The sequence below is a fragment of the Arthrobacter sp. NPDC093139 genome, from assembly GCF_044754165.1.
In the GTDB taxonomy this organism is placed as follows: domain Bacteria; phylum Actinomycetota; class Actinomycetes; order Actinomycetales; family Micrococcaceae; genus Arthrobacter.
Genome location: NZ_JBIVOO010000001.1, coordinates 254,219 through 277,106 on the forward strand (window position 1 = coordinate 254,219; position 22,888 = coordinate 277,106).

Consider the following 22,888-nt stretch of genomic DNA (forward strand, 5'->3'; position numbering starts at 1 on the left):
ACTCTCGTAATTCACCTGGGGCCGCCTGGGGACCCGGGCTTCTTACTTCAGAGAAAACGAGTCTATCGTGACTGGTTCCACAGGCGTGCCGTCGGTGGCATTTTCGCCCTGCTTAAGACCTGCCGCCGCAATCTTTGTGACCACGTCCAGTCCGGAAGTCACTTTGCCTACGACCGTGTAGCCGCCGGCGGCGTCAGACGGAATCACAGTGTCCTTGTACACAATGAAGAACTGTGTCCCGTTGCCATAGGCGTTTCCGCCGGTCCGGGCCACCGCGATGCTGCCGGCCGCATACTTGTTGTCCGCGGGCGTGTTTTCCAGCGGACCCCAGGTGTAATTGGGGTCGCCCTGCCCGTCACCGCTTTTGGAGCCGCATTGCAGCACGCCGAAATTCTCGGCGGTGGTGAGCCGGTGGCAACTCACGCCCTTGTAATAGCCCTGATCGGCGAGGGACTTAAACACAGCTGCGGCCTGCGGTGCTTTAGTGCCATCCAGCTGCACTCCCACGGCCCCGCGATTCAGTTTGAGTTCACCGGTGAAGACCTTGCCCGCTGCTGTTTCGGGCTTGGGAATGTTGGCGGCGTTGGTGGCCGGCGCTGACGGCGTCGCGGAAGGGGACTGCAGCCCCGCCTCGGCAGCCGCGAATTCCTCTTCGGTCGGGTTTCCGGAGTAGACCGCGAGCTGAAGCACGACGGCGAGTATCACCGCCGCCGTTCCCGCGCCGCCTGCAACCAGGTTGTCCCGCCTGCGCCGCTTCTCCTGGTCGCGGCGAAGCTCGCGCTTGGCTTCCATCTGCTGGATACGCCGCTTGGCTTCACGCATATCGCGTGGAGATGCCGCCACAGGTCCTCCTCGTTTATCGGGCTGCCCCGGGGTCGCCCGCTGAAGGCATCCCCGGCTGCAGCTGCACGGCGGCAGCCTGTTCCGGCGCCTGCATTAGAGATGCAGGCGCCAAAAGCATAAACTGACTGCCGCACATAGTTTATGCATGACAGCCTGGACTCCCGCCCTTGCCCGCCGTTTTTGATCAATGGCGATTTCGGAATGCTGGGCAGCGGACTCCGGCGGTCGGTTACCTGAGGAGAAATTCCACCATGGCACGCACAGCCTCCCTGTCCGGATTCCCCGAGTGGCTTCCCGAGGAGCGGCTGGTGGAGCAGCATGTCCTGGACAGCCTGCGGCGAACCTTTGAACTGCACGGTTTCTCCTCCATCGAGACCCGCGCAGTGGAGACGGTGGGCCAGCTGCTGCGCAAGGGCGAGATCGACAAAGAGGTGTATGGTCTCAGCCGGCTTCAGGACGACGAAGATGAAGCCGCAACTGGCGCAGGCAAAGGGAAGCACGACCCTCACGCGCTTGCCCTCCACTTCGATCTGACGGTTCCGTTCGCCCGGTACGTCGTGGAGAACGCCGGTTACCTCGCGTTCCCGTTCCGCCGTTACCAGATCCAGAAGGTGTGGCGCGGCGAGCGTCCGCAGGAGGGCCGGGCCCGCGAGTTCACCCAGGCTGACATTGACGTGGTGGGGGACGGTGACCTGCCCTTCCGCTACGACGTCGAGATCGCGCTGGTCATCGCCGAAGCGCTTGGCGCACTACCGATTCCGGATTTCCGTCTGCGCATCAACAACAGGAAGCTGGCCGAGGGTTTCTACCGGGGCATCGGGCTGGACGACACTGCCGGCGTGCTGCGCAGCATCGACAAGCTGGAAAAGATCGGTCCGGCCAAGGTTGCGGAGCTGCTCAAGACCGAGCTCGGTGCCACCGATGACCAGGCGCAGGCGGCGCTCAAGCTGGCCGGCATCCGCACCGAGGACACGTCCTTCGTGGCCCAGGTCCGTTCCCTCGGGGTGAGCAACGAGCTCCTCGAGGAGGGCCTGGACGAGCTCGAGCAGGTCATCGAGGCCGCCGTGAAGAGGGCACCGGGCAAGGTCATTGCCGATTTGAGCATCGCCCGCGGGCTTGACTACTACACGGGAACAGTCGTGGAAACCGTGCTCGTCGGCCACGAGCAGCTCGGATCCATCTGCTCGGGCGGCCGCTACGATGCCCTCGCCAGCAAGGGCAACCGGAAGTTCCCCGGCGTCGGGCTCTCAATCGGCGTGACCCGGCTGGTGTCCCGCATCCTCAGCCAGGACCTGGCAAAGGCGTCCCGCTCCGTCCCCACCGCCGTTTTGGTCGCCCTCAATGCGGACGACACCTGGGGCGAGGCCCAGGACGTCGCCACGCAGCTGCGCAGCCGCGGCATCGCCACCGAAGTCGCCGCGAAGGCGGAGAAGTTCGGAAAGCAGATCAAGTTCGCGGACCGCCGCGGCATTCCGTTCGTCTGGTTTACCGATGACGACGGCAAGCACCAGGTGAAGGACATCCGTTCGGGCGAGCAGGTCGACGCCGATCCGGCGACGTGGACGCCGTCGGACGAAGACCTGTACGTCCGGGTCACAGGTGGCTCCCCGGAGTAGACCCGTTCCAGCCGGTCGTGACGCTCAGCTCGTGTAGCTCAGGCACTGCTCAGCTGGTGCTGCGGCGGCCCCGCCGCTGCAGCACCAGCGCCCGGCCCGCCACCCCGGCTGCCAGCACCGCCGCCATGGTCAGGACTGATGACGGCGGCAGCGTGAAGGCCAGGACCAGACAGCCCACAAGCCCCGCTGCATTGAGCCAGCGCGGAGCGTGCCATGGCCGGTCCGCAAGGCTGTATGCCGCCGCGTTTGCCACCGCGTAGTACACGAGGACGCCGAAGCTGGAAAAGCCCACCACGGTCAGTACGTTGCTGGTCAGCAACAGCACAATCACGACGGCGGCAACGGCCAGTTCAGCGATGAATGGCACCGTGTGGCGTCCCCCGACCCGGGCGAGCGGGCCCGGCAGATCCCCTTCCCGCGCCATGGCCATCGCCGTGCGTCCCACTCCCGTGATAAGTGCCAGCAGCGCGCCAAGGGATGCCGCAGCGGCTCCGCCCTGCACGAAGGCCGCGCCGGCAGCCAAATCCGAGTTCGTCACCGCCTCCAGCAGCGGGGCGGGCGAGGCGGCGAGCTGGGGCAGGGGAAGGTGCCCCAGCAGCAGCAGCGCCAAGGCCAGGTAAATGCCAAACGCTGCCGCGAGGGCGCCCAGGATGGACCGCGGGATGACCCTGGCAGGGTCTTTCACCTCTTCGCCGAGCGTGGCGATGCGCGCATACCCGGCGAATGCGAAGAACATCAGGCCCGCGGCGGGAAGGACACCCCAGGCGCTGCCCGAGCCGTCCGGGACGGTAGTGGAGGGCGACGGGCCGGCATCCGCGGGATGAGGCCCAAGGATGCTGGCCACAGCCACAAAGACGAGGGTGGCCAGAACGATGCCCAGCAGGATGCGCGTCAGGAACGCCGTCCGGGTGATGCCCAGAAGATTGACCACTGTCAGTACGGCCACGGCCGCGATGGCCACAGGGACGGCAAAATCCGGCGAGACATACTGCCCGAATGTCAGCGCCATTGCTGCGCAGGACGCCGTCTTGCCGGTCACAAACCCCCAGCCGGCGATGAAGCCGGGCCATTCTCCGAGCTGCTTGCGGCCATAGACATACGTGCCGCCGCTTTCCGGGTATTTGGCTGCGAGCTGGGCGGACGCCATGGCGTTGCAGTAGGCCACGGCACCTGCGACGACGATGGAAACGACGAGCAGCGTTCCCGCCAGCCCGGCGGCCGGGGCGAACACCACAAAGACGCCGGCACCCAGCATGGATCCGAGGCCGATCGACGTGGCATCGAACACACCGAGCCTCCGTTGCAGGTGCTGATGCTTCGGCATGGCGGGGCAGGGACCTTTCCAGCGGGTAAACTCGGACGGGATCGTTCCCGCAACGATCCTAATAAAACATCTGTCTTCCTTCTGAAAGGAATGTTGTGCTGCGCACACATGACCTCGGGTCGCTTCGCTCCGAGCATATTGGACAAACCGTAACCCTGGCCGGCTGGGTAGGTCGCCGTCGTGATCACGGTGGTGTCGCATTCGTCGATCTGCGTGACGCTTCGGGAGTCGCCCAGGTCGTGGTCCGTGAGGAAGAGGTGTTCCACGGCCTGCGCAACGAGTACGTCCTGCAGGTGACCGGCACGGTGTCCAAGCGCCCCGAGGGCAACGAGAACCCGGCACTCGCCACCGGCGAGATCGAGGTCATGGCAGACAAGGTGATCATCCTCAACACCGCAGAACCGCTGCCCTTCCAGATCGACGAGCACGTGGAAGTCGGCGAGGAGGCGCGGCTCAAGCACCGCTACCTGGATCTTCGCCGTCCCGGCCCCAGCCGCAACCTCCGCCTCCGTTCAGAGGCCAACCGCGTCGCACGCGAGCTCCTGCACCGCGAGGGCTACGTGGAAATCGAAACCCCGACCCTGACGCGTTCGACGCCGGAAGGCGCCCGCGACTTTGTGGTCCCCGCGCGCCTGGCCCCGGGTTCCTGGTATGCGCTGCCGCAGTCGCCGCAGCTTTTCAAGCAGCTGCTGCAGGTGGGCGGCTTCGAGAAGTATTACCAGATCGCCCGCTGCTACCGCGACGAGGATTTCCGCGCCGACCGTCAGCCGGAGTTCACGCAGCTGGACATTGAAGCCAGCTTCGTGGAGCAGGACGACATCATCTCCCTCGGCGAGAACATCGTGCAGGCGCTCTGGAGGCTGATCGACGTCGAGATCCCGACGCCGATCCAGCGCATCACCTATGCGGACGCCATGGCCCGCTACGGTTCCGACAAGCCGGACCTCCGCTTCGGCCAGGAACTGACCGAGCTGACGGAATTCTTCAAGGACACCAACTTCGGCGTCTTTAAGGCACCCTACGTCGGCGCCGTCGTCATGCCCGGCGGCGCGTCGCAGGCGCGGCGTGCCCTGGACGCGTGGCAGGAGTGGGCCAAGCAGCGCGGGGCCAAGGGCCTGGCGTACGTGCTGTACAAGGAAGACGGCGAGCTGGCCGGCCCCGTGGCGAAGAACCTCACCGATACCGAACGTGCCGGCCTGGCCGACGCGGTGGGCGCCAAGCCCGGCGACTGCATCTTCTTCGCCGCCGGTGAGAAGACGCCGTCCCGTGCGCTGCTCGGCGCGGCCCGCGTTGAGATCGGGCACCGCACAGGCCTGATCAACCCCAACGACTGGGCCTTCTGCTGGGTGGTGGACGCGCCGATGTTCGAACCGGCCGCCGCTGCAGTAGCGTCCGGAGATGTCGCCGTCGGCGGCGGCCAGTGGACAGCTGTCCACCACGCCTTCACCTCGCCCAAGCCGGAGTTCCTGGACACCTTCGACAAGGATCCGGAATCGGCGCTGTCCTACGCTTACGACATCGTCTGCAACGGCAACGAAATCGGCGGCGGTTCCATCCGTATCCATGAGCGCGATGTCCAGGAGCGCGTCTTTGAACTCATGGGACTCGACCGGGCGGATGCGCAGACCAAGTTCGGCTTCCTGCTCGAGGGTTTCAAGTACGGCGCCCCGCCGCACGGCGGCATCGCCTTCGGCTGGGACCGCGTTGTGGCTCTGATGGCAGGCGTGGACTCCATCCGCGACGTCATCGCGTTCCCGAAGTCCGGCGGAGGCCACGACCCCCTCACGGACGCTCCGGCGCCCATCACCCCGCAGCAGCGCAAGGAAGCCGGCGTCGACTTCAGGCCCGAGGTCAAGAAGCTTGAGGGGAAACAGGGAGAGTAGCTTCAACAGGCTCAGTGGCTTCAACAAATGAGCCTCAGGGGCTCCCCGGAAACGGGGAGCCCCTTCTTTGGCTAACGCACCCGGCAGCCGCGGACGGAGGACCTCGATGACGGCCGAATCAATGCCCGGCCTGGAAGTGCTGATGGATGCCGCGTGGCCCGCTCCTGACCGCCTCGACACAGGGGAGTGGGTGCTCCGGGCAGCGGAGGGCGTCACGCAGCGGGCGAACTCCGTCTGGCCGCGCGTGCCCGCTGCGGATCCGGCGGCCGCCGCACGGCAGGCAGTTGCCTGGTACCGGAAGCGCCGGCTGCCGGTGATCTACCAGGTCTTCGACAACCCTTCCGCGGCCCCGCTGAACTGCCTGCTCGACCGGCAGGGCTTCACCAAACAGTCCGAAACGCTCATCATGGCCCTGGGGCCGGCGGAGGCGGTCACGGTCGCCGCGGATGCCGCCGTCGAAATCTCCGAGCAACCTTCCGCGGAATGGCTCGAGCTGTGGTGGTCCGTCGATGGCCGCGGGGGTGCCGCCGCGCTCGAGACCGCCCAAGGGATCCTCACCGGATGCCCGTCGGTGTATGCCTTGGTGAGGGACGACGGCGGCAGGCCCGCCGCCGTCGGACGGCTCGCTCTTCCGCCAGATGGGACCGACAAGCCAGGTGGCGCAGGCAAATACGGTGGCTTGTACTGCATGGCCACCCGGCCCGATGCCCGGCGCCGCGGTCACGCGACGCGCATTCTGCAGTCATTGCTGGTGGCCGGCGGGGCACGGAAGCTGGATGGCTACTGGCTCCTGGTTACCGCAGCCAACCCGGGCGCCAGGGAACTGTATGCCCGGTCAGGATTCCGGGAGACAGGCCGCTACTTCTACCGGCAGGAGCGGCCCAAGCGGCACCTGACCGGCTGCTAGGCGTGGGCGCCGGGCCGCCGTTTCGACGGTTCCCTGCCCACTCGACGCCGCGAAGCATCGAACCGGCAGGGAACCGTCGAAATGGCAGGATCGAAGGCGGGGGGCGAAGGCTGCAGGTGGCGGCGGGTGTGGACGCCCGCTAGGCCGGAGGATCGTTCACCGTGACCCGCACTGCGCAGGCGTCCGCCGCGGCCTTCCTCAGCACGGCGGCGCGCGGATCGGGGACATCCAGGTAGGCCAGGCGGGATACGCGGGCGTAGGCCTTGAGGGCAGGCTGGCTGAGCACCTGGTCCGCCAGCGAACGGTCGCCGCCAGGCACGAGATACTCAAAGGCGTGTCCGTTATAGACATGCCTCGCCTGTTCAGCGACGGCCTCCACCATCGCATCCGCCTGGTTGGAGCGCCGCCGCGCGAACCTTTGCTGGGACTGGCCCCCGGCGGCCGTCCGGGACTGCACGTACTTGGAGCCTGTTTTGGATGCAAGGATGACACCGCCGCTGGCGACGGCCGCACCGTATCCGCCGCGGCGCACCAGCAGCAGGCCAATGGTGCGGGGCTGGGAGGCCAGCGAGGCCAGCCGCTCCACGAGTCCGGCCCCGCGACCCGGCCGGCCGTCATCCGGCCAGGGCGCCTGCAGCAGGGCGCTGGCGCCGTCAGCGGCTAGCAGCCGCACGCCGTCGTCGTGGTCCTCAATCTCAAGCGCGCCGTGGCTGGCGCCGAACCGCTCCACCCAGCCGGCCAGCCGCGGGCCTGGCACAAACGCTGTCCGGGTCGGCGGAGCGGGACGTCCTGCTGGTGTACCGCTGTTTGGCATTGCCGCATCCTCTGCTTTTCGTGCCCGGACTTGCGTGACCGGGCTCGGTCACCGGATCTTGCCCGCTGAATCTATGAGTAGCCTATCTATGTGGATGATCTCTTCGGCTCCGGGCGGGGCAACGACGACGACGACGGCGACGACGGCGACGACGGCGGCAGTGACGCCGTCAGCGCGGGCACTGCCGCCAGTGGCGGCGGACGCTTGCCGTCGGGGACACCGGGCGGGTTCCGGACCGCCTCGCCGCGCAGCCCGCTTGCCGTCCGGATGCGGCCGCGCACCATCGACGACGTCGTGGGTCAGCAGCACCTGCTGGGACCGGGTTCACCGCTGCGCCAGCTCGCGGCCGGCGCAGACGCCGGGGGTCCGGCCGGCCCCAGCTCCCTCATCCTCTGGGGGCCGCCGGGCACCGGAAAGACAACCCTGGCGCACGTGATTGCCAGGGGACCAGGGCGGAAGTTCGTGGAACTCTCGGCCATCACCGCCGGAATCAAGGATGTCCGCAGGGTGATGGATGAGGCGCTGACGGCCCGGGACCTGTACAAGACCACCACTGTGCTGTTCCTGGACGAGATCCACCGGTTCAACAAGGCCCAGCAGGACGCGCTGCTGCCGGGCGTCGAGAACCGCTGGGTGGTGCTGGTGGCGGCTACGACCGAGAACCCGTCCTTCTCCGTGGTCTCGCCGCTGCTCTCCCGCTCCCTGCTTCTCACCCTCAAGCCGTTGACCGACGCCGACATAGAAGGCCTGCTGGTGCGGGCCGTCGAGGATCCAAGGGGGCTGAACGGGAAAGTCCGGCTGACTCCGGAGGCTCTTGACCACCTCGTGCGGCTGTCCGGCGGGGACGCACGGCGGGCCCTGACAGCACTCGAAGCGGCGGCCGGGGTTGCGTACGGCGACGCTGACGACGTCGGCCTTACCAAACCCGACGAAGCGGACGGTGAGGACACAAGCGGTGCGGGTGCGGGTGAGGACACGGCCATGGCGGCTGCCGGTGAGCCGGTGACAGTTGAGCTGCGTCACACCGAACGCGCGCTGGATGCCGCGGCTGTCCGCTACGATCGCGCCGGAGACCAGCACTATGACGTGGCCAGCGCCTTCATCAAATCCATCCGGGGCTCCGACGTGGACGCGTCCCTGCACTACCTCGCCAGGATGCTGGAGGCGGGGGAGGACCCGCGCTTTGTGGCCCGCCGCATTGTGATCTCCGCCGCAGAGGACGTCGGCATGGCGGACCCCACAGCCCTGCAGACCGCCGTGGCTGCGGCCCAGGCGGTCCAGCTGATCGGCATGCCGGAGGGCCGGATAGTCCTTGCCGAGGCCGTGGTCCACCTGGCCACCGCGCCAAAATCAAACGCCGCGTATATGGGCATCAACAAGGCAATTGCCGATGTACGCGCCGGGCTGGGCGTCGGCATCCCCCCGCATCTGCGCGATGCGCACTACCCCGGTTCCAAGCAGCTGGGCCACGGGGTGGGCTACAAGTACGCTCACGATGCCCCGCATTCCGTGGCCAGCCAGCAGTATCCGCCGGACGACCTCGTGGGGCGCGACTACTATGAGCCCACCGGCAACGGAGCGGAGCGTGACATCGCGGTGCGGTTGGAGCGGCTGAGGAAGATCATCCGGGGCAAGTGAGCCCCGTGGTAGGATGGATGTTTGTCTGGCAAGGCACGGACGCAAAATCCACTGTATTTCAGCATTTCATGCTGTTGGTGAGGTTATGCCTGTGCCCAGTAGCAAAAGGCAGCGGTTGGCCGATGCTCTCCATCGTGGAGGCCAGTAACACTGACACACCGCAGATATTGGAAGGACACAAGTGGCTAACAACACTCGTGCTCGCCGTCAGGCCCGCCTCTCGCGGTCCCTCGGCATCGCTCTGACCCCCAAGGCCGCCAAGTACATGGAGCGCCGCCCGTACGGCCCCGGTGAGCATGGCCGTGCCCGCAAGAAGCAGGACTCCGACTACGCCGTTCGTCTGCGCGAAAAGCAGCGCCTGCGCGCCCAGTACGGCATCCGCGAAGCCCAGATGACCCGTGCCTTCGAAGAAGCACGCCGCACCAAGGGCCTGACCGGTGAAAACCTGATCGAACTGCTCGAAATGCGCCTTGACGCCCTCGTGCTCCGTGCCGGCTTCGCCCGCACGATCGCCCAGGCCCGCCAGCTGGTTGTTCACCGCCACATCCTGGTTGACGGCATCCGCGTTGACCGCCCGTCCTTCCGCGTCGGCGAGGGCCAGCTGGTCCACGTTCACAGCCGCAGCGAAACCATGCCTCCGTTCCAGGTTGCAGCAGCCGGCGCACACCGCGACGTCCTGCCCGCCGTTCCGGCCTACCTGGACGTCAAGCTTGACGCCCTGCAGGCACGCCTGGTTCGCCGCCCGAAGCGCTCCGAGGTCCCCGTGACCTGCGAAGAGCAGCTCGTCGTCGAATTCTACGCACGCTAAATCTTCGGCAGCGTTCCAAAGAAGCCCGTGGCAAGCGCCGCGGGCTTCTTTGTATGTAAGGTACTTGGGGGACATCCGCGGTTGCAGCACGCTGCCGCCGAGCACGATGTTCCGTTCCACGGAGTTTCAAGGAGATGAACGTCTATGTCTGGTGGCGATATTGCCGGCCTGATCGCGGCCGGGGTATTTGCGCTCCTGGTCCTGTTGCTTGCTGTTCCCATCCTCAAGCTGGGGCGGGTCTTCGATGAGGTGCGGACCTCGATCCGTTCCATCAGCGACGGAGCGACGCCCCTTATGGACGAAGTCACGGCGACCGTCTCCACGACGAACCAGCAGCTGAAGAAGGTGGACGGCATCGCGTCCAACGTTTCGGACGCCTCGGCGAACATCTCGGCGCTGTCCTCCCTCGTTGCCGCCACGGTGGGCTCCCCGCTGATCAAGGTGGCCGCCTTCAGCTATGGCGTGCGCTCCGCCCTGGCCGCCCGCAAAAAGCCCGCCACCGGCCGTCGCAGCCGCTAACCATCCGGAGAATTGATATGAAGAGACTTGTCTGGATGGGAATCGGCGTGGCCATCGGTGTCATCGCGTTCCGCAAAGTCACAGAGGCGCAGGCAAACCTGGGGCCGGAAGGCCTGAACCGGGCGGTAGGGCGGCTGGCTGACGGCGTTTACGATTTCGCGGATGCCGTCCGCGCCGGAATGCGGGAGCGGGAAACCGATCTGCGCAGCGCGCTCGGCGTCGAGTCCCAGGACCTTGCCCGCCGCTAGGCACGGCCGCGCGGCGGAAACGCGCGAGAATTAAACCAGCGGGTCGGCTACGCGGGCCTGCATCTGAAACAAAACTGTCACGCGCACCGCGTGAACCAAGAAGGGTATGAAATCAGCTCATGAAGTCGCAGGAGATCACAAAGCGCTGGGTGGACTTTTTTGTCAGCAAAGGCCACACCGCGGTTCCCTCGGCGTCGCTGGTCTCCAGCGACCCGTCCCTGCTGTTCACGGTTGCGGGCATGGTCCCGTTCATCCCTTACCTGACCGCCCGTGAGGAAGCCCCCTACTCCCGTGCCACCAGCGTGCAGAAGTGCATCCGCACCGGTGACATCGAGGAAGTGGGCAAGACCGCCCGCCACGGCACGTTCTTCCAGATGTGCGGCAACTTTTCCTTCGGCGACTACTTCAAGGAAGACGCCATCAAGTTCGCCTGGGAACTGCTCACCACGAGCGTGGACGACGGCGGCTACGGACTTCCGCCGGAACTGCTCTGGGTGACCGTCTACGAAGAAGACGACGAAGCCAAGGACCTCTGGCTGAAGAACACCGGCGTCCCGGCCAGCCGGATCCAGCGCATGGGCAAGGCTGACAACTACTGGCACACCGGCCAGCCCGGCCCGGCCGGTCCCTGCTCGGAGATCTACTACGACCGCGGCCCCGAATACGGCGTCGAAGGCGGCCCCATCGCCGACGAGAACCGCTACGTCGAAATCTGGAACCTGGTGTTCATGCAGTACCAGATCGACAACGTCCGCTCGAAGGACGATTTCGACATCGTGGGTGAACTGCCCAAGAAGAACATCGACACCGGCCTCGGCATGGAGCGTCTCGCCATGATCCTGCAGGGCGTCGAGAACATGTACGAGACCGACCAGGTCCGGCCCGTGATCGACAAGGCCGCCGAGCTCTCCGGCAAGGAATACACCTCCGCCGAAACCGTGGACGACCCCCACCACACGGACGACGTCCGCATGCGCGTCGTCGGCGACCACATCCGTTCAGCCCTGATGCTCATCGCCGACGGTGTGACGCCATCCAACGAAGGCCGCGGCTACGTGCTGCGCCGGCTGATCCGCCGGGCTGTGCGTTCGATGCGCCTGCTCGGCGTCGAAAAGGCCTGCCTGCCGGACCTCCTGCCCGCATCCCGAGACGCCATGAAGGGTGTCTACCCGGTGGTGGAGACGGACTTCGACCGCATCAGCCGCATTGCCTACGCAGAAGAAAAGGCCTTCCTGCGGACCATCGCCTCCGGCACTGCGCGCCTCGAAGACGCCGTCAACGAATCCAAGGCCGCCGGGCGGCCGCTGTCCGGAGCCGACGCCTTCACCCTCCACGACACGTACGGGTTCCCGATCGACCTGACCCTGGAAATGGCTGAGGAAGCCGGCCTGAAGGTGGACGAGCCCGAGTTCCGCAAGCTCATGCTCGAACAGCGCAAGCGCGCCCAGGCGGACGCCAAGGGCAAGAAGGGCGCCCACGCCGACGTCAGCGCCTTCCAGGAACTGCTGTCCGAGGGCGAAACGGTTTTCACGGGTTACACCGAGCTCGAGGGCGAATCCCGGGTCCGCGGAATCCTCAACGCCGGCCGCAAGGTCTCCCAGGCCGCCACGGGCGATGAGATCGAACTGGTCCTCGCCGAAACCCCGTTCTACGCGGAAGCCGGCGGTCAGGCTGCCGACACCGGCCTGATCACGGGCGACGGCTTCGTCGTCGAAGTCCTGGACGTGCAGCGTCCGGTGAGGGGCCTGAGCGTCCACAAGGCCGTTGTCCGCGAGGGCGAAATCGCCGCCGACGCCCTGGTCAGGGCCGCCGTGGACCGCGAACGGCGCCATGCAGCCGAACAGGCGCACACCGGCACGCACATCGTGCATGCTGCCCTGCACCAGATTCTGGGCCCGCAGGCCACCCAGCGCGGCTCGTACAACAAGGCCGGCTACCTGCGCTTCGACTTCGCCTGGGGCGAGGGCCTTAGCGCCGCCACCCGGTCCGAGATCGAAGAGGTCTCCAACCTCGCCATCCGGAACAACTTCCGGGTGGACACCAAGGTGATGCCCCTCGCCGAGGCCAAGGCCCTCGGCGCGATGGCGCTGTTCGGCGAGAACTACGGCAGCGAAGTGCGCGTCGTGGAGATCGACGGCGCGTGGTCGCGCGAGCTGTGCGGCGGAACGCATGTCTCGAACACTTCACTTATCGGCAGCCTGTCGCTGCTCGGCGAGCAGTCCGTAGGCTCGGGAAACCGCCGTGTGGAGGCCTTCGTGGGCATGGATGCATTCCGGCACCTTGCCGCGGAACGCGCCCTCGTCACGGAGCTGACAGAAATGCTGAAGGTGCCGTCCGGCCAGCTGGCCGACCGCATCGCCACCACGCTGACTAAGCTCAAGACGGCGGAAAAGGAGCTCGAGCGGCTCCGCAAGGAACAGCTCGCAGCGGCGGCCGCCCAGCTGGTCGGGACCGCCCAGGACGCTGCCGGCGTCCGCGTCATTGCCCATGATGCAGGGCAGGTCGGCGGAGCCGATGACCTCCGGGGCCTGGCCCTCGACCTGCGGAACCGTCTCGGGTCAGAGGCGTCCACGGTGGCGGTCGCCGGCGTCAGCAACGACCGTCCGGTGATTCTCATTGCAACCAACGAGGCTGCCCGTGCTGCGGGCGTCAAGGCTGGCGCGCTTGTACGGCTCGCGGCCGGCATCCTCGGCGGCGGCGGAGGCGGCAAGGACGACGTCGCCCAGGGTGGCGGCACCGACGCGTCCAAGGTCGGCGCTGCGCTGTCTGCAGTCGTCGATGCCGTAACGCGGCGCTAGCGGATCCGTGACCTCACCTGCTGAATCCGGCGTCTACCCCCAGGGCATCAAACTGGGGGTAGACGTGGGTACCGTCCGGGTCGGCGTCGCCATTTGCGACAGCGATGCCATCCTGGCCACGCCCCTGAAAACCCTTGACCGCAATCCGAAAAAGAACTCGGACGTGCGGGTCATTGCCGCCCTTGCGGCGGACCGGGGCGCTGTGCAGATTTTCGTCGGCCTCCCGAGGACCATGAAGGGCGAAGAACACGCCTCAGCCCGCATGGCCACGGAGTATGCCCAGCTGCTGGTGCAGGCACTCGAGCGCGCCGGATTGGACGTCCCCGTGCACCTTGTGGATGAGCGCCTGAGCACGGTAACGGCACACCGACACCTGCACCAAGCTGGCATGAGCAGCAAAAATCACCGTAAAGTGGTGGATCAGGTTGCTGCTGCGGGGATTCTGCAGCACGCCATCGATATGCAAAAAGCCAGGGGAACGGATGTGGGGAGCCGCGTACGCGCGCTTCCGCAGCCGGGGCTGACCGGTGACGCCGCAACGCAGAATGGTGCGCAGGCCGTCCCGGGAAAAGACACGCAATCTTCAGAAGATGGAAGGCTACAGTGAGCCCGGTCAATAGCGACGACTCCTCCGGCAGGAACCTCAGGGGTACCGGACGGCCGCTGACGCGCAAGGAAATCCGTGCCCGTGAGAAGTCCCGCACCGCGGACGCCGCGGACCTTGTGCCTGAACAGGCCTACGAGTCCGGAAACGATGCCCCGGACGCTCCGGACGTCCCGGAACGCAGCCCGTCAGTGCCGGCACAGCCGCGGCTCGAGCCAACCGTCTCCGGCGTGCTGCCCGGGGCCGCGGCTTCGCCAGTCCCGTCCCCTGACTCGGTGGCCCCCACGCTCGGCGTTCCACTGGTTCCGCCCGTTCCGCCGACCATTCAGGAACCGAGCATTCAGGAACCGGCCAGCCAGGCGCCCGCCTCCGACGCGCCGAGTGAGGGCGCACATGGCGTGCACGCTGACCCCGGCCACCATGCTGACCACCATGCCGCCGCGCACCGCGCAGCAGCCCACCGGGCCGCTGCCGGCGACGCCGCCGATTACACACACTCAGACCACACACACTCAGACCACGGGCAGGCTGACCCTGCACAGACCGGCCACGATGCCGTCCATCACGCAGGCGCCGGTTACGCCGATGACGGTTTCGGCGCCCCGGCGATCCACGCCGACGAGGCCTACCACCATGCAGCGCCTGCAGACGTGGACTACGCGGCGTACCACCACGACGTCCACCACGAGAGCTACGAGGACCATGTGCCGTACGAAGATGAGGCTATGGGCCATCAGCTGCTCGCCAGCCGGCAGGGCGCGACACCGGTTCCCCGCCCCTCCAAGAAGGTCCGCAGGCGGCGCCGCCTCGTGGCGCTGCTGCTCACCTTGGCCCTTTTCGTCACTGCCACCGTCGTCGGTGCCCAGTTCCTGAAGCCGCTGCTTGGTACCGACAAGCCCAGCGATTACCCGGGACCCGGCACGGGACAGGTCAAGCTGTCAGTCCAGCCTGGCGAAGGGCCGGTGTCGGTGGCCGCCAAGCTCGAAGAAGCCAGAGTGGTGGCAAATGCAGACACGTTCATTTCTGCGCTTAGCGCCTCGGGGGGCACACTGTCTCCCGGCGAGTACGACTTCAAACAGGAAATGAAGAATTCGGACGCCGTTGCTGTCCTGCTGAACGAGGGGCAGGCCAAGGTCATGTACTTTGCACTGAGCGCCGGGCTCAGGATCAACGAGTCTCTGGAGGCGATCTCTGAGGGCTCCGGCATCCCCGTGGGGCAGCTTAAGTCGTTGAGCGATTCTCCCCAGCAGTTCGGACTCCCGGCCAAGGCAAAGAACCTTGAGGGCTACCTTGCCCCGGGCGAGCACCGGTTCCCGGTGGGATCCACGCCCAAGGACATCCTCACGCAGCTTGTCAAGATCACCCAGGACGAGCTGAAGGCCCAGGGCGTCACCGACCCGGCCAAGCAGTATGAGGTCGTGACGGTGGCGAGCATCGTGCAGGCGGAAGGCGGCCAGGCAGAGTACAAGGATGTTGCCGGAGCCATCTATAACCGGCTCAAGCCAAACAACACAGAGACGGCCGGGCTGATCCAGTCCGACGCCACGGTCACCTACGGCCTGGGCCGGAAAAGCTTCCACATTACCGAAGAGGAAAAGGCGGACAAGTCCAATCCGTACAACACGTACGCGATCCAGGGACTGCCCGTGGGCCCCATCGGTTCACCGGGCAAGACTGCCATCGATGCTTCGGCCAAGCCGAACAAGAATGAATACATGTACTGGGTGACCATCAACCTGGACACCAAGGAGACAAAGTTCTCCAAGACACTGGCGGAGCACCAGCGTTACGTTGATCAGTACAACGCCTGGTGTGAGGCCAACCCCGGCCGTTGCGTATGAGCCGCCGGGCGGCCGTCCTCGGTCATCCGATCGGCCACTCCAAGTCTCCCGCCCTCCATCTGGCCGCTTACGCGGAGCTGGGGGACGAGATCGATTACAGCGCCATTGATGTGACCGAGGAATCCCTGCCGGCCTTCATGGCTTCCGTACGAGGCGACCAGCGCTGGTGCGGGCTGTCCGTCACCATGCCCCTCAAGAAGGCCATGGTCCGGGAGGTCGATGAAATCCGCGGCGTGGCCCGTGTACTCGGCGTCATCAACACCGTGGTGTTCGACGGCGAAGGCGCATCCCGCCGGCGGATCGGGTACAACACGGACGTTGCCGGCATCGTCAACGCGCTTCGCAATGCCGGTGCCGCCGAAGCGCCCGCCGCGGCGGTGCTTGGCGGCGGGGGGACTGCGGCAGCCGCTGTGGCTGCGCTGCAGGAGCTCGGCGCCGCGTCCGTGGACGTCTATGTCCGGGACACTGGCCGGGCCGCGGAAGCCAGGGCTGCCGCCCGGGGCCTGGCGATGGACATCGCCGTGCGCCCCATGACTGAAGCCGTCAGCGGCATGCTGGCCGCCGACGTCGTCATATCCACCCTGCCGCCGCGCGCCGCCGACGGAATGGCGGGCGAACTGGAGGGGCTTGGCGTGACAACGGAGGGTGTCCTGCTGGACGTCGCCTACGACCCCTGGCCCAGCCGCATCGCCGCCGCGTGGCAGAAAGGCGGGGGGAAAGTGGTGCCCGGCCTAGAGATGCTGCTCTACCAGGCCGTCGAGCAGGTCCGCTACTTCACGGGTCGCGAGGATGCCGTCAGCACCGAAGTCATAGATGTGATGTGCGACTCAGTCGGGGCACCCCGACGCGTCTTCTGACCGCCCCACATGGCAGGATGGATGCTATGTTGCGTTGGTTGACTGCCGGTGAATCCCATGGCCCGGCCCTCGTCGGAATTATCGAAGGCGTTCCCGCCGGTGTTGAACTCACCAGCGGGCAGATCGCCGATGCCCTGGCGCGCCGCCGCCTCGGTTACGGCCGCGGTGCCAGGATGAAGTTCGAGCAGGATGTGGTTACCATCCTCGGCGGCGTCCGCCACGGACTGACTCAGGGCGGGCCCATCGCCGTCCAGGTCGGCAACACGGAATGGCCCAAGTGGGAGCAGATCATGTCTGCCGATCCCGTTGACCCCGAGTCACTTGCAGACCAGGCCCGCAACGCTCCGCTGACCCGTCCGCGGCCGGGGCACGCAGACTTCACCGGGATGCAGAAATACGGCTTCGACGAAGCACGGCCCGTCCTCGAACGTGCCAGCGCGCGCGAGACTGCCACGCGTGTTGCCATGGGGACGGTCGCGGCGCAGTTCCTGAAGCACCTCGGCATCGAACTCGTAAGCCACACCGTGTCCATCGCCAGCGTCACGGTTCCCGAGGGCCGGCCCCGTCCCGTCCCGGACAACGTCATCGCGCTCGACGCCGACCCGCTGCGGTGCTTTGACCGCGAAACCTCGGACGCCATGGTGGCCGAGGTGGACGCCGCCCACAAGGAAGGCGAAACCCTCGGTGGAGTGGTGGAGGTGCTCGCCTATGGGCTCCCGCCGGGACTCGGCAGCTACGTCCACTGGGACCGCCGGCTTGATTCACGCCTGGCCGCCGCCCTCATGGGTATCCAGGCCATCAAGGGCGTGGAGGTGGGGGACGGGTTCCTGACCGCGGCCCGCCGCGGTTCTGCCGCGCACGACGAAATCGTCAAGGACGCCGACGGCAGGATTATCCGCACCACCAACCGCGCCGGCGGCATCGAAGGCGGCATGAGCATTGGTGACGTCCTGCGTGTGCGGGCTGCCATGAAGCCGATCGCCACGGTTCCCCGCGCCCTGAAAACCATCGATATCAGCACCGGCGAGCCCGCCAAAGCCCACCACCAGCGCTCCGACGTCTGTGCCGTCCCGGCCGCCGGTGTCGTGGCGGAGGCCATGGTTGCCCTCGTCCTCGCGGAAGCCGTCACCGAGAAGTTCGGCGGGGACTCCGTGGCGGAGACGGCCCGGAACATCAGGGGCTACATCGAGAACATTCCCGCGTCCCTGGACTCGATCGGACAGTAGTGCCCTTCAGCAATACACCCCGCACGGGCAACCGGCCAGTCGTGCTCATTGGCCCCATGGCCGTGGGCAAGTCGGCGATCGGGCACCAGCTGGCACAGCAGCTCGGTGCCCCCTTCGTGGACACCGACGCCGTCATCGTGGAGAACCACGGCTCCATTGCCGACATCTTCGCGGGACGCGGCGAGCACGCGTTCCGCGAGATCGAAGCGCGGACCGTGGCGCGCGTCGTCGAAGAAGCCACCGGCACGTTAACGGTCATCTCCCTCGGCGGGGGCTCTGTCCTGGATTCCGGAACACAGCAGCTGTTGGAGCGCTGTACCGTGGTGTACCTCGAATGCGATGCGGATACCGTCGCCGCCAGGATCGCCAGGAATTCCGGACGTCCGCTGCTGGCCGGTGACGGAATCCGCCGCTGGAAGACGCTGCTCGCCGCCAGGAAGCCGGTTTACGAGCGCTTGGCGGACATTGTCCTGGACGTCCGGCGCGGTTCGGTACCGGAACTGGGACGCCGGCTCGAGGAAGCGCTGCACGCCTACGCTGGAGCGACCGGCGATACAGGTGCCGGCGGGGCAGCGACGGGCGGCACAGGCACGGGCGGCACAGCCGACGGCGCCATCGGGAACACCACCGCGGCGGCCTCCGCCACGGAGAAAACACGCGCGGCAAACACCGCCGCGAATACTGCGGCCAGCGCCATCCCGGCCGCAAAACAGGAAGTTGAAAAGTGAGCGAATCAACTGTCATCAAGGTCACCGGCGAATCGACTGGGGACAACTACGACGTCGTAGTCGGACGAGGCCTGCTCGGCACCTTGCCGGAACTGCTCGGTGAGCGGGTCCGTCGCGTCCTGGTGATCCATCCCCGGGCCCTCCGCCTCACGGGCGACACCGTCAGGGACGAGCTGGAGGCCGCCGGCTTCACCGCCCTCACCGCGGAAATCCCCGATGCCGAAGAAGGCAAGCACATCCAGGTGGCCGCCTTCTGCTGGCAGGTGCTGGGACAAAACGACTTCACGCGGTCGGACGCCGTCGTATCGGTCGGCGGCGGGGCCGTCACCGACCTCGCCGGATTCGTCGCCGCCACATGGCTCAGGGGAGTCAAAATCATCCATATGCCCACCAGCCTGCTCGGTATGGTGGATGCCTCCGTGGGTGGCAAGACCGGCATCAACACGGCCGAAGGCAAGAACCTCGTGGGTGCCTTCCATCCGCCCGCCGCCGTGCTGGCGGACCTGGACACGCTGAACACCCTGCCCAAGAACGAGCTGATCTCCGGCATGGCCGAGGTTATCAAGTGCGGCTTCATTGCCGATCCCGCCATCCTGGACCTCGTTGAACAAAACCCGGATGCCGTCACCGACCCGCAGTCGGAGGTCCTCCGCGAACTCATTGAACGCGCCATCGCGGTCAAGGCCCGCGTCGTGTCCGAGGACCTCAAGGAATCCGGGCTGCGCGAAATCCTGAACTACGGCCACACCCTGGGCCACGCGATCGAACTCGTGGAGCGCTATTCCTGGCGGCACGGCGCCGCGGTATCGGTAGGCATGATGTTCGCCGCAGAACTGTCCCGCAGCGTGGGCAGGCTCGGAGACGCCGACGCCGACCGCCACCGGAGCATCCTGGAATCCCTGGGACTTCCCGTCACCTACCGCCGCGACCGCTGGCAGGGCCTGCTGGACGGCATGCGTCGCGACAAGAAGTCCCGCGGCGACCTGCTCCGCTTCGTGGTGCTCGACGGCGTCGGAAAGCCCGGGATCCTGGAGGTCCCCGACACCTCCCTGCTCTTTGCCGCCTACCAGGAGATCGCGTCCTGATGAGCGACATCACAGGTGAAACCATTGAGTGGCCCGACGGAGGCTTCCCCGGCATCAGGATCAACCCGGAGGAACTGATTCCGGAGATCACCGGCCCCGAGGCTTGTGCCGCAGCGCTGGAGGCGTCCACGGATCCGGCAGACCGCGTGTTCGTGCTGCTGGTGGAGGGGCACGCGTGCGATGCCGCTGAACTGCTGGCGGAGGCGCGCTACAAGGACCCCGAGTCGTTCCGGCTGAGGACTTTCGAGGCTGAAGTGCTGCGCGTCTCCCACCGCTACGACCTTGCCGTTGAGCTCTACAGGCAACTCCTGGCAGAGGCGGCGGGAACCCCCAACGAGGCGCTCGTGTACCAGTATCTCGGCAGGACCCACTTCGCCGCGGGAAACATCGGCGCCGCCGTGGAGTCGTTCGCCCGGGCGCTGGACCTGAGGGTTGAACAGTCGGCCGATGCTGCGCTGATCTACTCGTCCACGGTGGCGCTGCAGCGTGCCCGGGACGTGCTCGAACTGGCTTCCTGACCGGCGGCGGTGGGCCGGGCTGACGGAGCCGGTCCACATTTCCGTTAGAATGGTTCTTGGATTTTTGATAAACACACGCTGGCGGCGCCGTTCGGCAGGCCGGCTTGGCATATACGGCTGGCAGCCAGAGGCAGTCAGATAGAAACCAGAGGAAACCAGTGGCAACCACAAACGACATCAAGAACGGGACCGTCCTGAAGCTCGAGGGCCAGCTCTGGAACGTCATCGAGTTCCAGCACGTCAAGCCTGGCAAGGGTGGAGCGTTCGTGCGCACCAAGATGCGCAACGTCATGTCCGGCAAGGTGGTCGACAAGACATTCAACGCCGGCCTCAAGATCGAGACCGCCACTGTGGACCGCCGCGACTACCAGTACCTGTACCAGGATGGCGCGGACTTCGTGTTCATGGACACCCAGGACTACGACCAGATCACCGTCTCCGGCGCCACGGTGGGCGACGCCACCAACTTCATGCTCGAAAACCAGATGGTCAACATCGCCATCCACGAAGGCACCCCGCTCTACATCGAACTGCCGCCGAGCGTTGTCCTCGAAATCACCTACACGGAGCCGGGCCTGCAGGGCGACCGCTCGTCCGCCGGAACCAAGCCGGCCACCCTGGAGACCGGGTACGAGATCCAGGTGCCGCTGTTCGTCGAGAACAACACCAAGGTCAAGGTCGACACCCGTGACGGCAGCTACCTGGGCAGGGTCAGCGAGTAGTGAGTGCCCGCGGTAAAGCCCGTAACAGGGCCTTGGACGTCCTCTTTGAGGCTGAGCAGCGCTCGGTTTCCGCGTTTGACGTGCTGCGCGCCCGGCGTGAGAAGACTGACCAGATCGTCAACCCCTACACGGTGGAAATCATCGAGGGTGTCGTGTCGCTGCAGCCGGCAATCGATGAGTTCCTCGAAACGTACTCGCAGGGCTGGACTCTCGAGCGCATGCCCTCCGTTGACCGCATCATCCTGCGCATCGGCACCTGGGAGCTCCTGTACAACGACGACGTACCTGACGGCGTCGCCGTCAGCGAAGCCGTGGCCCTGGCCAAGACGCTCTCAACGGATGAATCGCCGTCGTTCATTAACGGCCTGCTCGGCCGCCTCCAGCAGCTGAAGCCCTCGCTGCTGGCCTGACGTCTGCAACGAAAAGCCCCGGCCATTGGCCGGGGCTTTTCGCTGCTCTGTACCGGGCGTTTGAACGGGGTTCTGTACCGGGCTGCTGTGAGTGGCGGCCTGCCCTTTTGTTGGCCTTGCCTAATGCCCGACGGCGGCGCGCAGCGCCATCAGGTGGTGCAGCTGCTGCAGCTCTTCCTGCTGGTGGGACTGCACGTCCCGGCCACTCAGGATCCGCTGGCGTATGAAGGCCAGCTGGGTTGCAGCCTTCACGAAGGCCTTCATCTGGGGACCGCGGTTGTATGCGCTGGCCCATCGGACCGCCTGCCGCCTGCCGCCGGCGGTGGCGAGCATGCCGACCTCGGCGGGTGTGAACCAGCCCGCTGCGGCGTATTCATGCAGCCGCTGGCGGGTAAGGCGTGACTCGGCGACCCGCAGGGCCACAATGCAACCCACGGCCAGCAGGAAAATGGGGACCTGGACCAGAACATACTGGGCCAGGAAGTCCTGCCCCATGCTGTTCCAGCGGTTGTGCAGGACCATGGCGGGGATGAGCCCCACGGCGAACCCCGCAACGGAAACACCCGAGTGCCAGCGGCGTGCAGCGAAACCCATGATCAGGCCAGTGGTTCCGGTGAAGATCGCGTGCGCGAAGGGTGACATGACGCCGCGGAGGAAGAAGATCTGGGCGAGGTCGCTGCCGGGAGTGCCGGACTCGGCGATGGCCCGGCCGAAGTAGAGGATGTTCTCCGTGAAGGCAAAGCCCCCGGCGATGGTGAAGGCGAACACCACACCGTCCACGGGGCCGTCGAAATGCCGGCGGGCGAGCAGCAGCAGGAGGAGCAGCCCCAGGGATTTCGCGAACTCCTCGACAACGGGGGCCTGGACGGTGGTCATGAAGTCCCGGAAGGACGCCTCGTCGGACGTGGGCGCCGCGAGTGCGAAGACCGGCTGGATGAGCAGCGTTACGGCGATGGACACCGCCGCGCCCCAGGTAAACGCGAACAGGAGCAGCCGTTTCGGCTCAGGCTCCCAGCGGTCAATGATGTGCACGGCAAAGAGCACGGCCCCCAGCGGAATCAGTGAGGCGACAAATCCGATGGCGAAGCCGGTGACGCCGGTGTTGGCCAGCAGGAAGGGGACCACCAGGAACAGGCTGACGAAAGCGAGGACGATTCCTCCCACCACCAGGGACAGCACCCCGGAGGACGGGCGGGCCGCAACGGTCGTTGCCAACTCAGGAATGACTTGGGCCACCGAGCCGCCGCGGTGTCCTGGCGCGGGACGGTAATCCTGCTGGCGGACATGGCCCATCCAGCTGGGGTTCGTCTGCTCATGGAACTGCCACTGGGTGTCTCCGGGGCGGTTGCCGGACGGTCCGGGTGCAGGCTGCTGCGGGTTCATCGACATAGTCATGAGCCTATCGGCAGACGGGCGACCCGGATGTGACGGATGACGCCTTCCCGCGGGCCGATTGGCAAATGTCCGTGTGGTAATTTGGGAAAGCAATGTTCCTTTTT

General features: G+C 66.4%; 20 protein-coding genes and 1 pseudogene. 17 read left to right on the forward strand and 4 right to left on the reverse strand.

Features of this window, described 5'->3' with window-relative positions:
* Window positions 1-42 precede the first annotated feature (42 nt).
* Entirely contained in the window at window positions 43-843 is an 801-nt protein-coding gene (locus ACIP90_RS01350) for a peptidylprolyl isomerase (RefSeq protein WP_400576073.1), read from the reverse strand.
* A gap of 251 nt (window positions 844-1,094) precedes the next feature.
* Here ACIP90_RS01350 and hisS point away from each other — a divergent pair, with 251 nt between their 5' ends.
* Window positions 1,095-2,459, forward strand: a complete 1,365-nt coding sequence (gene hisS, locus ACIP90_RS01355) for a histidine--tRNA ligase (RefSeq protein ID WP_400576075.1) — start codon at window positions 1,095-1,097, stop codon at window positions 2,457-2,459.
* A gap of 49 nt (window positions 2,460-2,508) precedes the next feature.
* On the opposite strand, the gene ACIP90_RS01360 is transcribed toward hisS, so the two are convergent.
* Entirely contained in the window at window positions 2,509-3,783 is a 1,275-nt protein-coding gene (locus ACIP90_RS01360) for an APC family permease (RefSeq protein WP_400576077.1), read from the reverse strand.
* 95 nt (window positions 3,784-3,878) lie between these two features.
* On the opposite strand from ACIP90_RS01360, the gene aspS reads away from it, so the two are divergent.
* Together aspS and ACIP90_RS01370 are read left to right on the forward strand one after the other, a co-directional pair.
* Window positions 3,879-5,666 carry an aspartate--tRNA ligase gene (aspS, locus tag ACIP90_RS01365; protein ID WP_400576078.1) on the forward strand — a complete coding sequence of 596 codons (1,788 nt, stop codon included), beginning with the start codon at window positions 3,879-3,881 and terminating at the stop codon, window positions 5,664-5,666.
* A 106-nt stretch (window positions 5,667-5,772) separates the two neighbouring features.
* Window positions 5,773-6,573, forward strand: a complete 801-nt coding sequence (locus tag ACIP90_RS01370) for a GNAT family N-acetyltransferase (RefSeq protein ID WP_400576079.1) — start codon at window positions 5,773-5,775, stop codon at window positions 6,571-6,573.
* Between the two features lie 139 nt (window positions 6,574-6,712).
* Here ACIP90_RS01370 and ACIP90_RS01375 read toward each other — a convergent pair whose 3' ends face one another.
* Window positions 6,713-7,387: an acVLRF1 family peptidyl-tRNA hydrolase gene (locus ACIP90_RS01375; RefSeq protein WP_400576080.1), complete on the reverse strand. Its 675-nt coding sequence runs from the start codon at window positions 7,385-7,387 to the stop codon at window positions 6,713-6,715.
* 90 nt (window positions 7,388-7,477) lie between these two features.
* Between ACIP90_RS01375 and ACIP90_RS01380 the strand changes: the two genes are divergently transcribed.
* The 14 genes and pseudogenes from ACIP90_RS01380 (at window position 7,478) to nusB (ending at window position 21,389) form a co-directional block, all read left to right on the forward strand.
* Window positions 7,478-9,025, forward strand: a complete 1,548-nt coding sequence (locus tag ACIP90_RS01380) for a replication-associated recombination protein A (RefSeq protein WP_400576081.1) — start codon at window positions 7,478-7,480, stop codon at window positions 9,023-9,025.
* 181 nt (window positions 9,026-9,206) lie between these two features.
* Window positions 9,207-9,833: a 30S ribosomal protein S4 gene (gene rpsD, locus ACIP90_RS01385; RefSeq protein ID WP_400576083.1), complete on the forward strand. Its 627-nt coding sequence runs from the start codon at window positions 9,207-9,209 to the stop codon at window positions 9,831-9,833.
* Window positions 9,834-9,977: 144 nt separating this feature from the next.
* Window positions 9,978-10,352 (forward strand): DUF948 domain-containing protein, encoded by a 375-nt coding sequence (locus tag ACIP90_RS01390; RefSeq protein ID WP_400576085.1) that lies wholly within the window; start codon window positions 9,978-9,980, stop codon window positions 10,350-10,352.
* 17 nt (window positions 10,353-10,369) lie between these two features.
* Complete coding sequence (locus ACIP90_RS01395) at window positions 10,370-10,600, forward strand: DUF6167 family protein (RefSeq protein WP_400576087.1); 231 nt, start codon at window positions 10,370-10,372, stop codon at window positions 10,598-10,600.
* A gap of 119 nt (window positions 10,601-10,719) precedes the next feature.
* Entirely contained in the window at window positions 10,720-13,398 is a 2,679-nt protein-coding gene (gene alaS / locus ACIP90_RS01400; protein ID WP_400576089.1) for an alanine--tRNA ligase, read from the forward strand.
* 7 nt (window positions 13,399-13,405) lie between these two features.
* Complete coding sequence (gene ruvX, locus ACIP90_RS01405; protein WP_400576091.1) at window positions 13,406-14,005, forward strand: Holliday junction resolvase RuvX; 600 nt, start codon at window positions 13,406-13,408, stop codon at window positions 14,003-14,005.
* Entirely contained in the window at window positions 14,002-15,843 is a 1,842-nt protein-coding gene (mltG, locus tag ACIP90_RS01410; RefSeq protein WP_400576093.1) for an endolytic transglycosylase MltG, read from the forward strand. Before ruvX ends, mltG begins: the two co-directional genes overlap by 4 nt.
* Window positions 15,840-16,700 carry a shikimate dehydrogenase gene (locus ACIP90_RS01415; protein WP_400576095.1) on the forward strand — a complete coding sequence of 287 codons (861 nt, stop codon included), beginning with the start codon at window positions 15,840-15,842 and terminating at the stop codon, window positions 16,698-16,700. The genes mltG and ACIP90_RS01415 overlap by 4 nt, the downstream gene beginning before the upstream one ends.
* A 26-nt stretch (window positions 16,701-16,726) precedes the next feature.
* Window positions 16,727-17,926: a chorismate synthase gene (aroC, locus tag ACIP90_RS01420; protein ID WP_400576097.1), complete on the forward strand. Its 1,200-nt coding sequence runs from the start codon at window positions 16,727-16,729 to the stop codon at window positions 17,924-17,926.
* 56 nt (window positions 17,927-17,982) lie between these two features.
* A pseudogene (locus tag ACIP90_RS01425) lies at window positions 17,983-18,471 on the forward strand (shikimate kinase); the annotation flags it as partial.
* Between the two features lie 179 nt (window positions 18,472-18,650).
* Complete coding sequence (gene aroB, locus ACIP90_RS01430) at window positions 18,651-19,739, forward strand: 3-dehydroquinate synthase (protein ID WP_400576099.1); 1,089 nt, start codon at window positions 18,651-18,653, stop codon at window positions 19,737-19,739.
* A complete protein-coding gene (locus tag ACIP90_RS01435) occupies window positions 19,739-20,257 on the forward strand; it encodes a tetratricopeptide repeat protein (RefSeq protein WP_400576100.1) in 519 nt (172 codons plus the stop codon). Before aroB ends, ACIP90_RS01435 begins: the two co-directional genes overlap by 1 nt.
* 158 nt (window positions 20,258-20,415) lie before the next feature.
* Window positions 20,416-20,979, forward strand: a complete 564-nt coding sequence (gene efp / locus ACIP90_RS01440) for an elongation factor P (protein ID WP_400576102.1) — start codon at window positions 20,416-20,418, stop codon at window positions 20,977-20,979.
* Window positions 20,979-21,389, forward strand: coding sequence for a transcription antitermination factor NusB (gene nusB / locus ACIP90_RS01445; protein WP_400576104.1), 411 nt, complete (start codon window positions 20,979-20,981; stop codon window positions 21,387-21,389). Before efp ends, nusB begins: the two co-directional genes overlap by 1 nt.
* A gap of 120 nt (window positions 21,390-21,509) precedes the next feature.
* Here the strand turns inward: nusB and ACIP90_RS01450 are convergent, their stop codons facing one another.
* Window positions 21,510-22,778, reverse strand: coding sequence for a PrsW family intramembrane metalloprotease (locus ACIP90_RS01450; RefSeq protein ID WP_400576106.1), 1,269 nt, complete (start codon window positions 22,776-22,778; stop codon window positions 21,510-21,512).
* Window positions 22,779-22,888: the final 110 nt, after the last annotated feature.

Bases quoted from the DNA above. Each gene is read 5' to 3' on its own strand.
- ACIP90_RS01395 (WP_400576087.1), top strand. From the start codon at position 10,370: ATGAAGAGACTTGTCTGGATGGGAATCGGCGTGGCCATCGGTGTCATC.
- ACIP90_RS01415 (WP_400576095.1), top strand. From the start codon at position 15,840: ATGAGCCGCCGGGCGGCCGTCCTCGGTCATCCGATCGGCCACTCCAAG.
- ACIP90_RS01435 (WP_400576100.1), top strand. From the start codon at position 19,739: ATGAGCGACATCACAGGTGAAACCATTGAGTGGCCCGACGGAGGCTTC.
- aroC (WP_400576097.1), top strand. From the start codon at position 16,727: ATGTTGCGTTGGTTGACTGCCGGTGAATCCCATGGCCCGGCCCTCGTC.
- hisS (WP_400576075.1), top strand. From the start codon at position 1,095: ATGGCACGCACAGCCTCCCTGTCCGGATTCCCCGAGTGGCTTCCCGAG.
- ACIP90_RS01360 (WP_400576077.1), bottom strand. From the start codon at position 3,783: ATGCCGAAGCATCAGCACCTGCAACGGAGGCTCGGTGTGTTCGATGCC.
- ACIP90_RS01375 (WP_400576080.1), bottom strand. From the start codon at position 7,387: ATGCCAAACAGCGGTACACCAGCAGGACGTCCCGCTCCGCCGACCCGG.
- ACIP90_RS01450 (WP_400576106.1), bottom strand. From the start codon at position 22,778: ATGTCGATGAACCCGCAGCAGCCTGCACCCGGACCGTCCGGCAACCGC.
- alaS (WP_400576089.1), top strand. From the start codon at position 10,720: ATGAAGTCGCAGGAGATCACAAAGCGCTGGGTGGACTTTTTTGTCAGC.
- ACIP90_RS01390 (WP_400576085.1), top strand. From the start codon at position 9,978: ATGTCTGGTGGCGATATTGCCGGCCTGATCGCGGCCGGGGTATTTGCG.
- ACIP90_RS01370 (WP_400576079.1), top strand. From the start codon at position 5,773: ATGACGGCCGAATCAATGCCCGGCCTGGAAGTGCTGATGGATGCCGCG.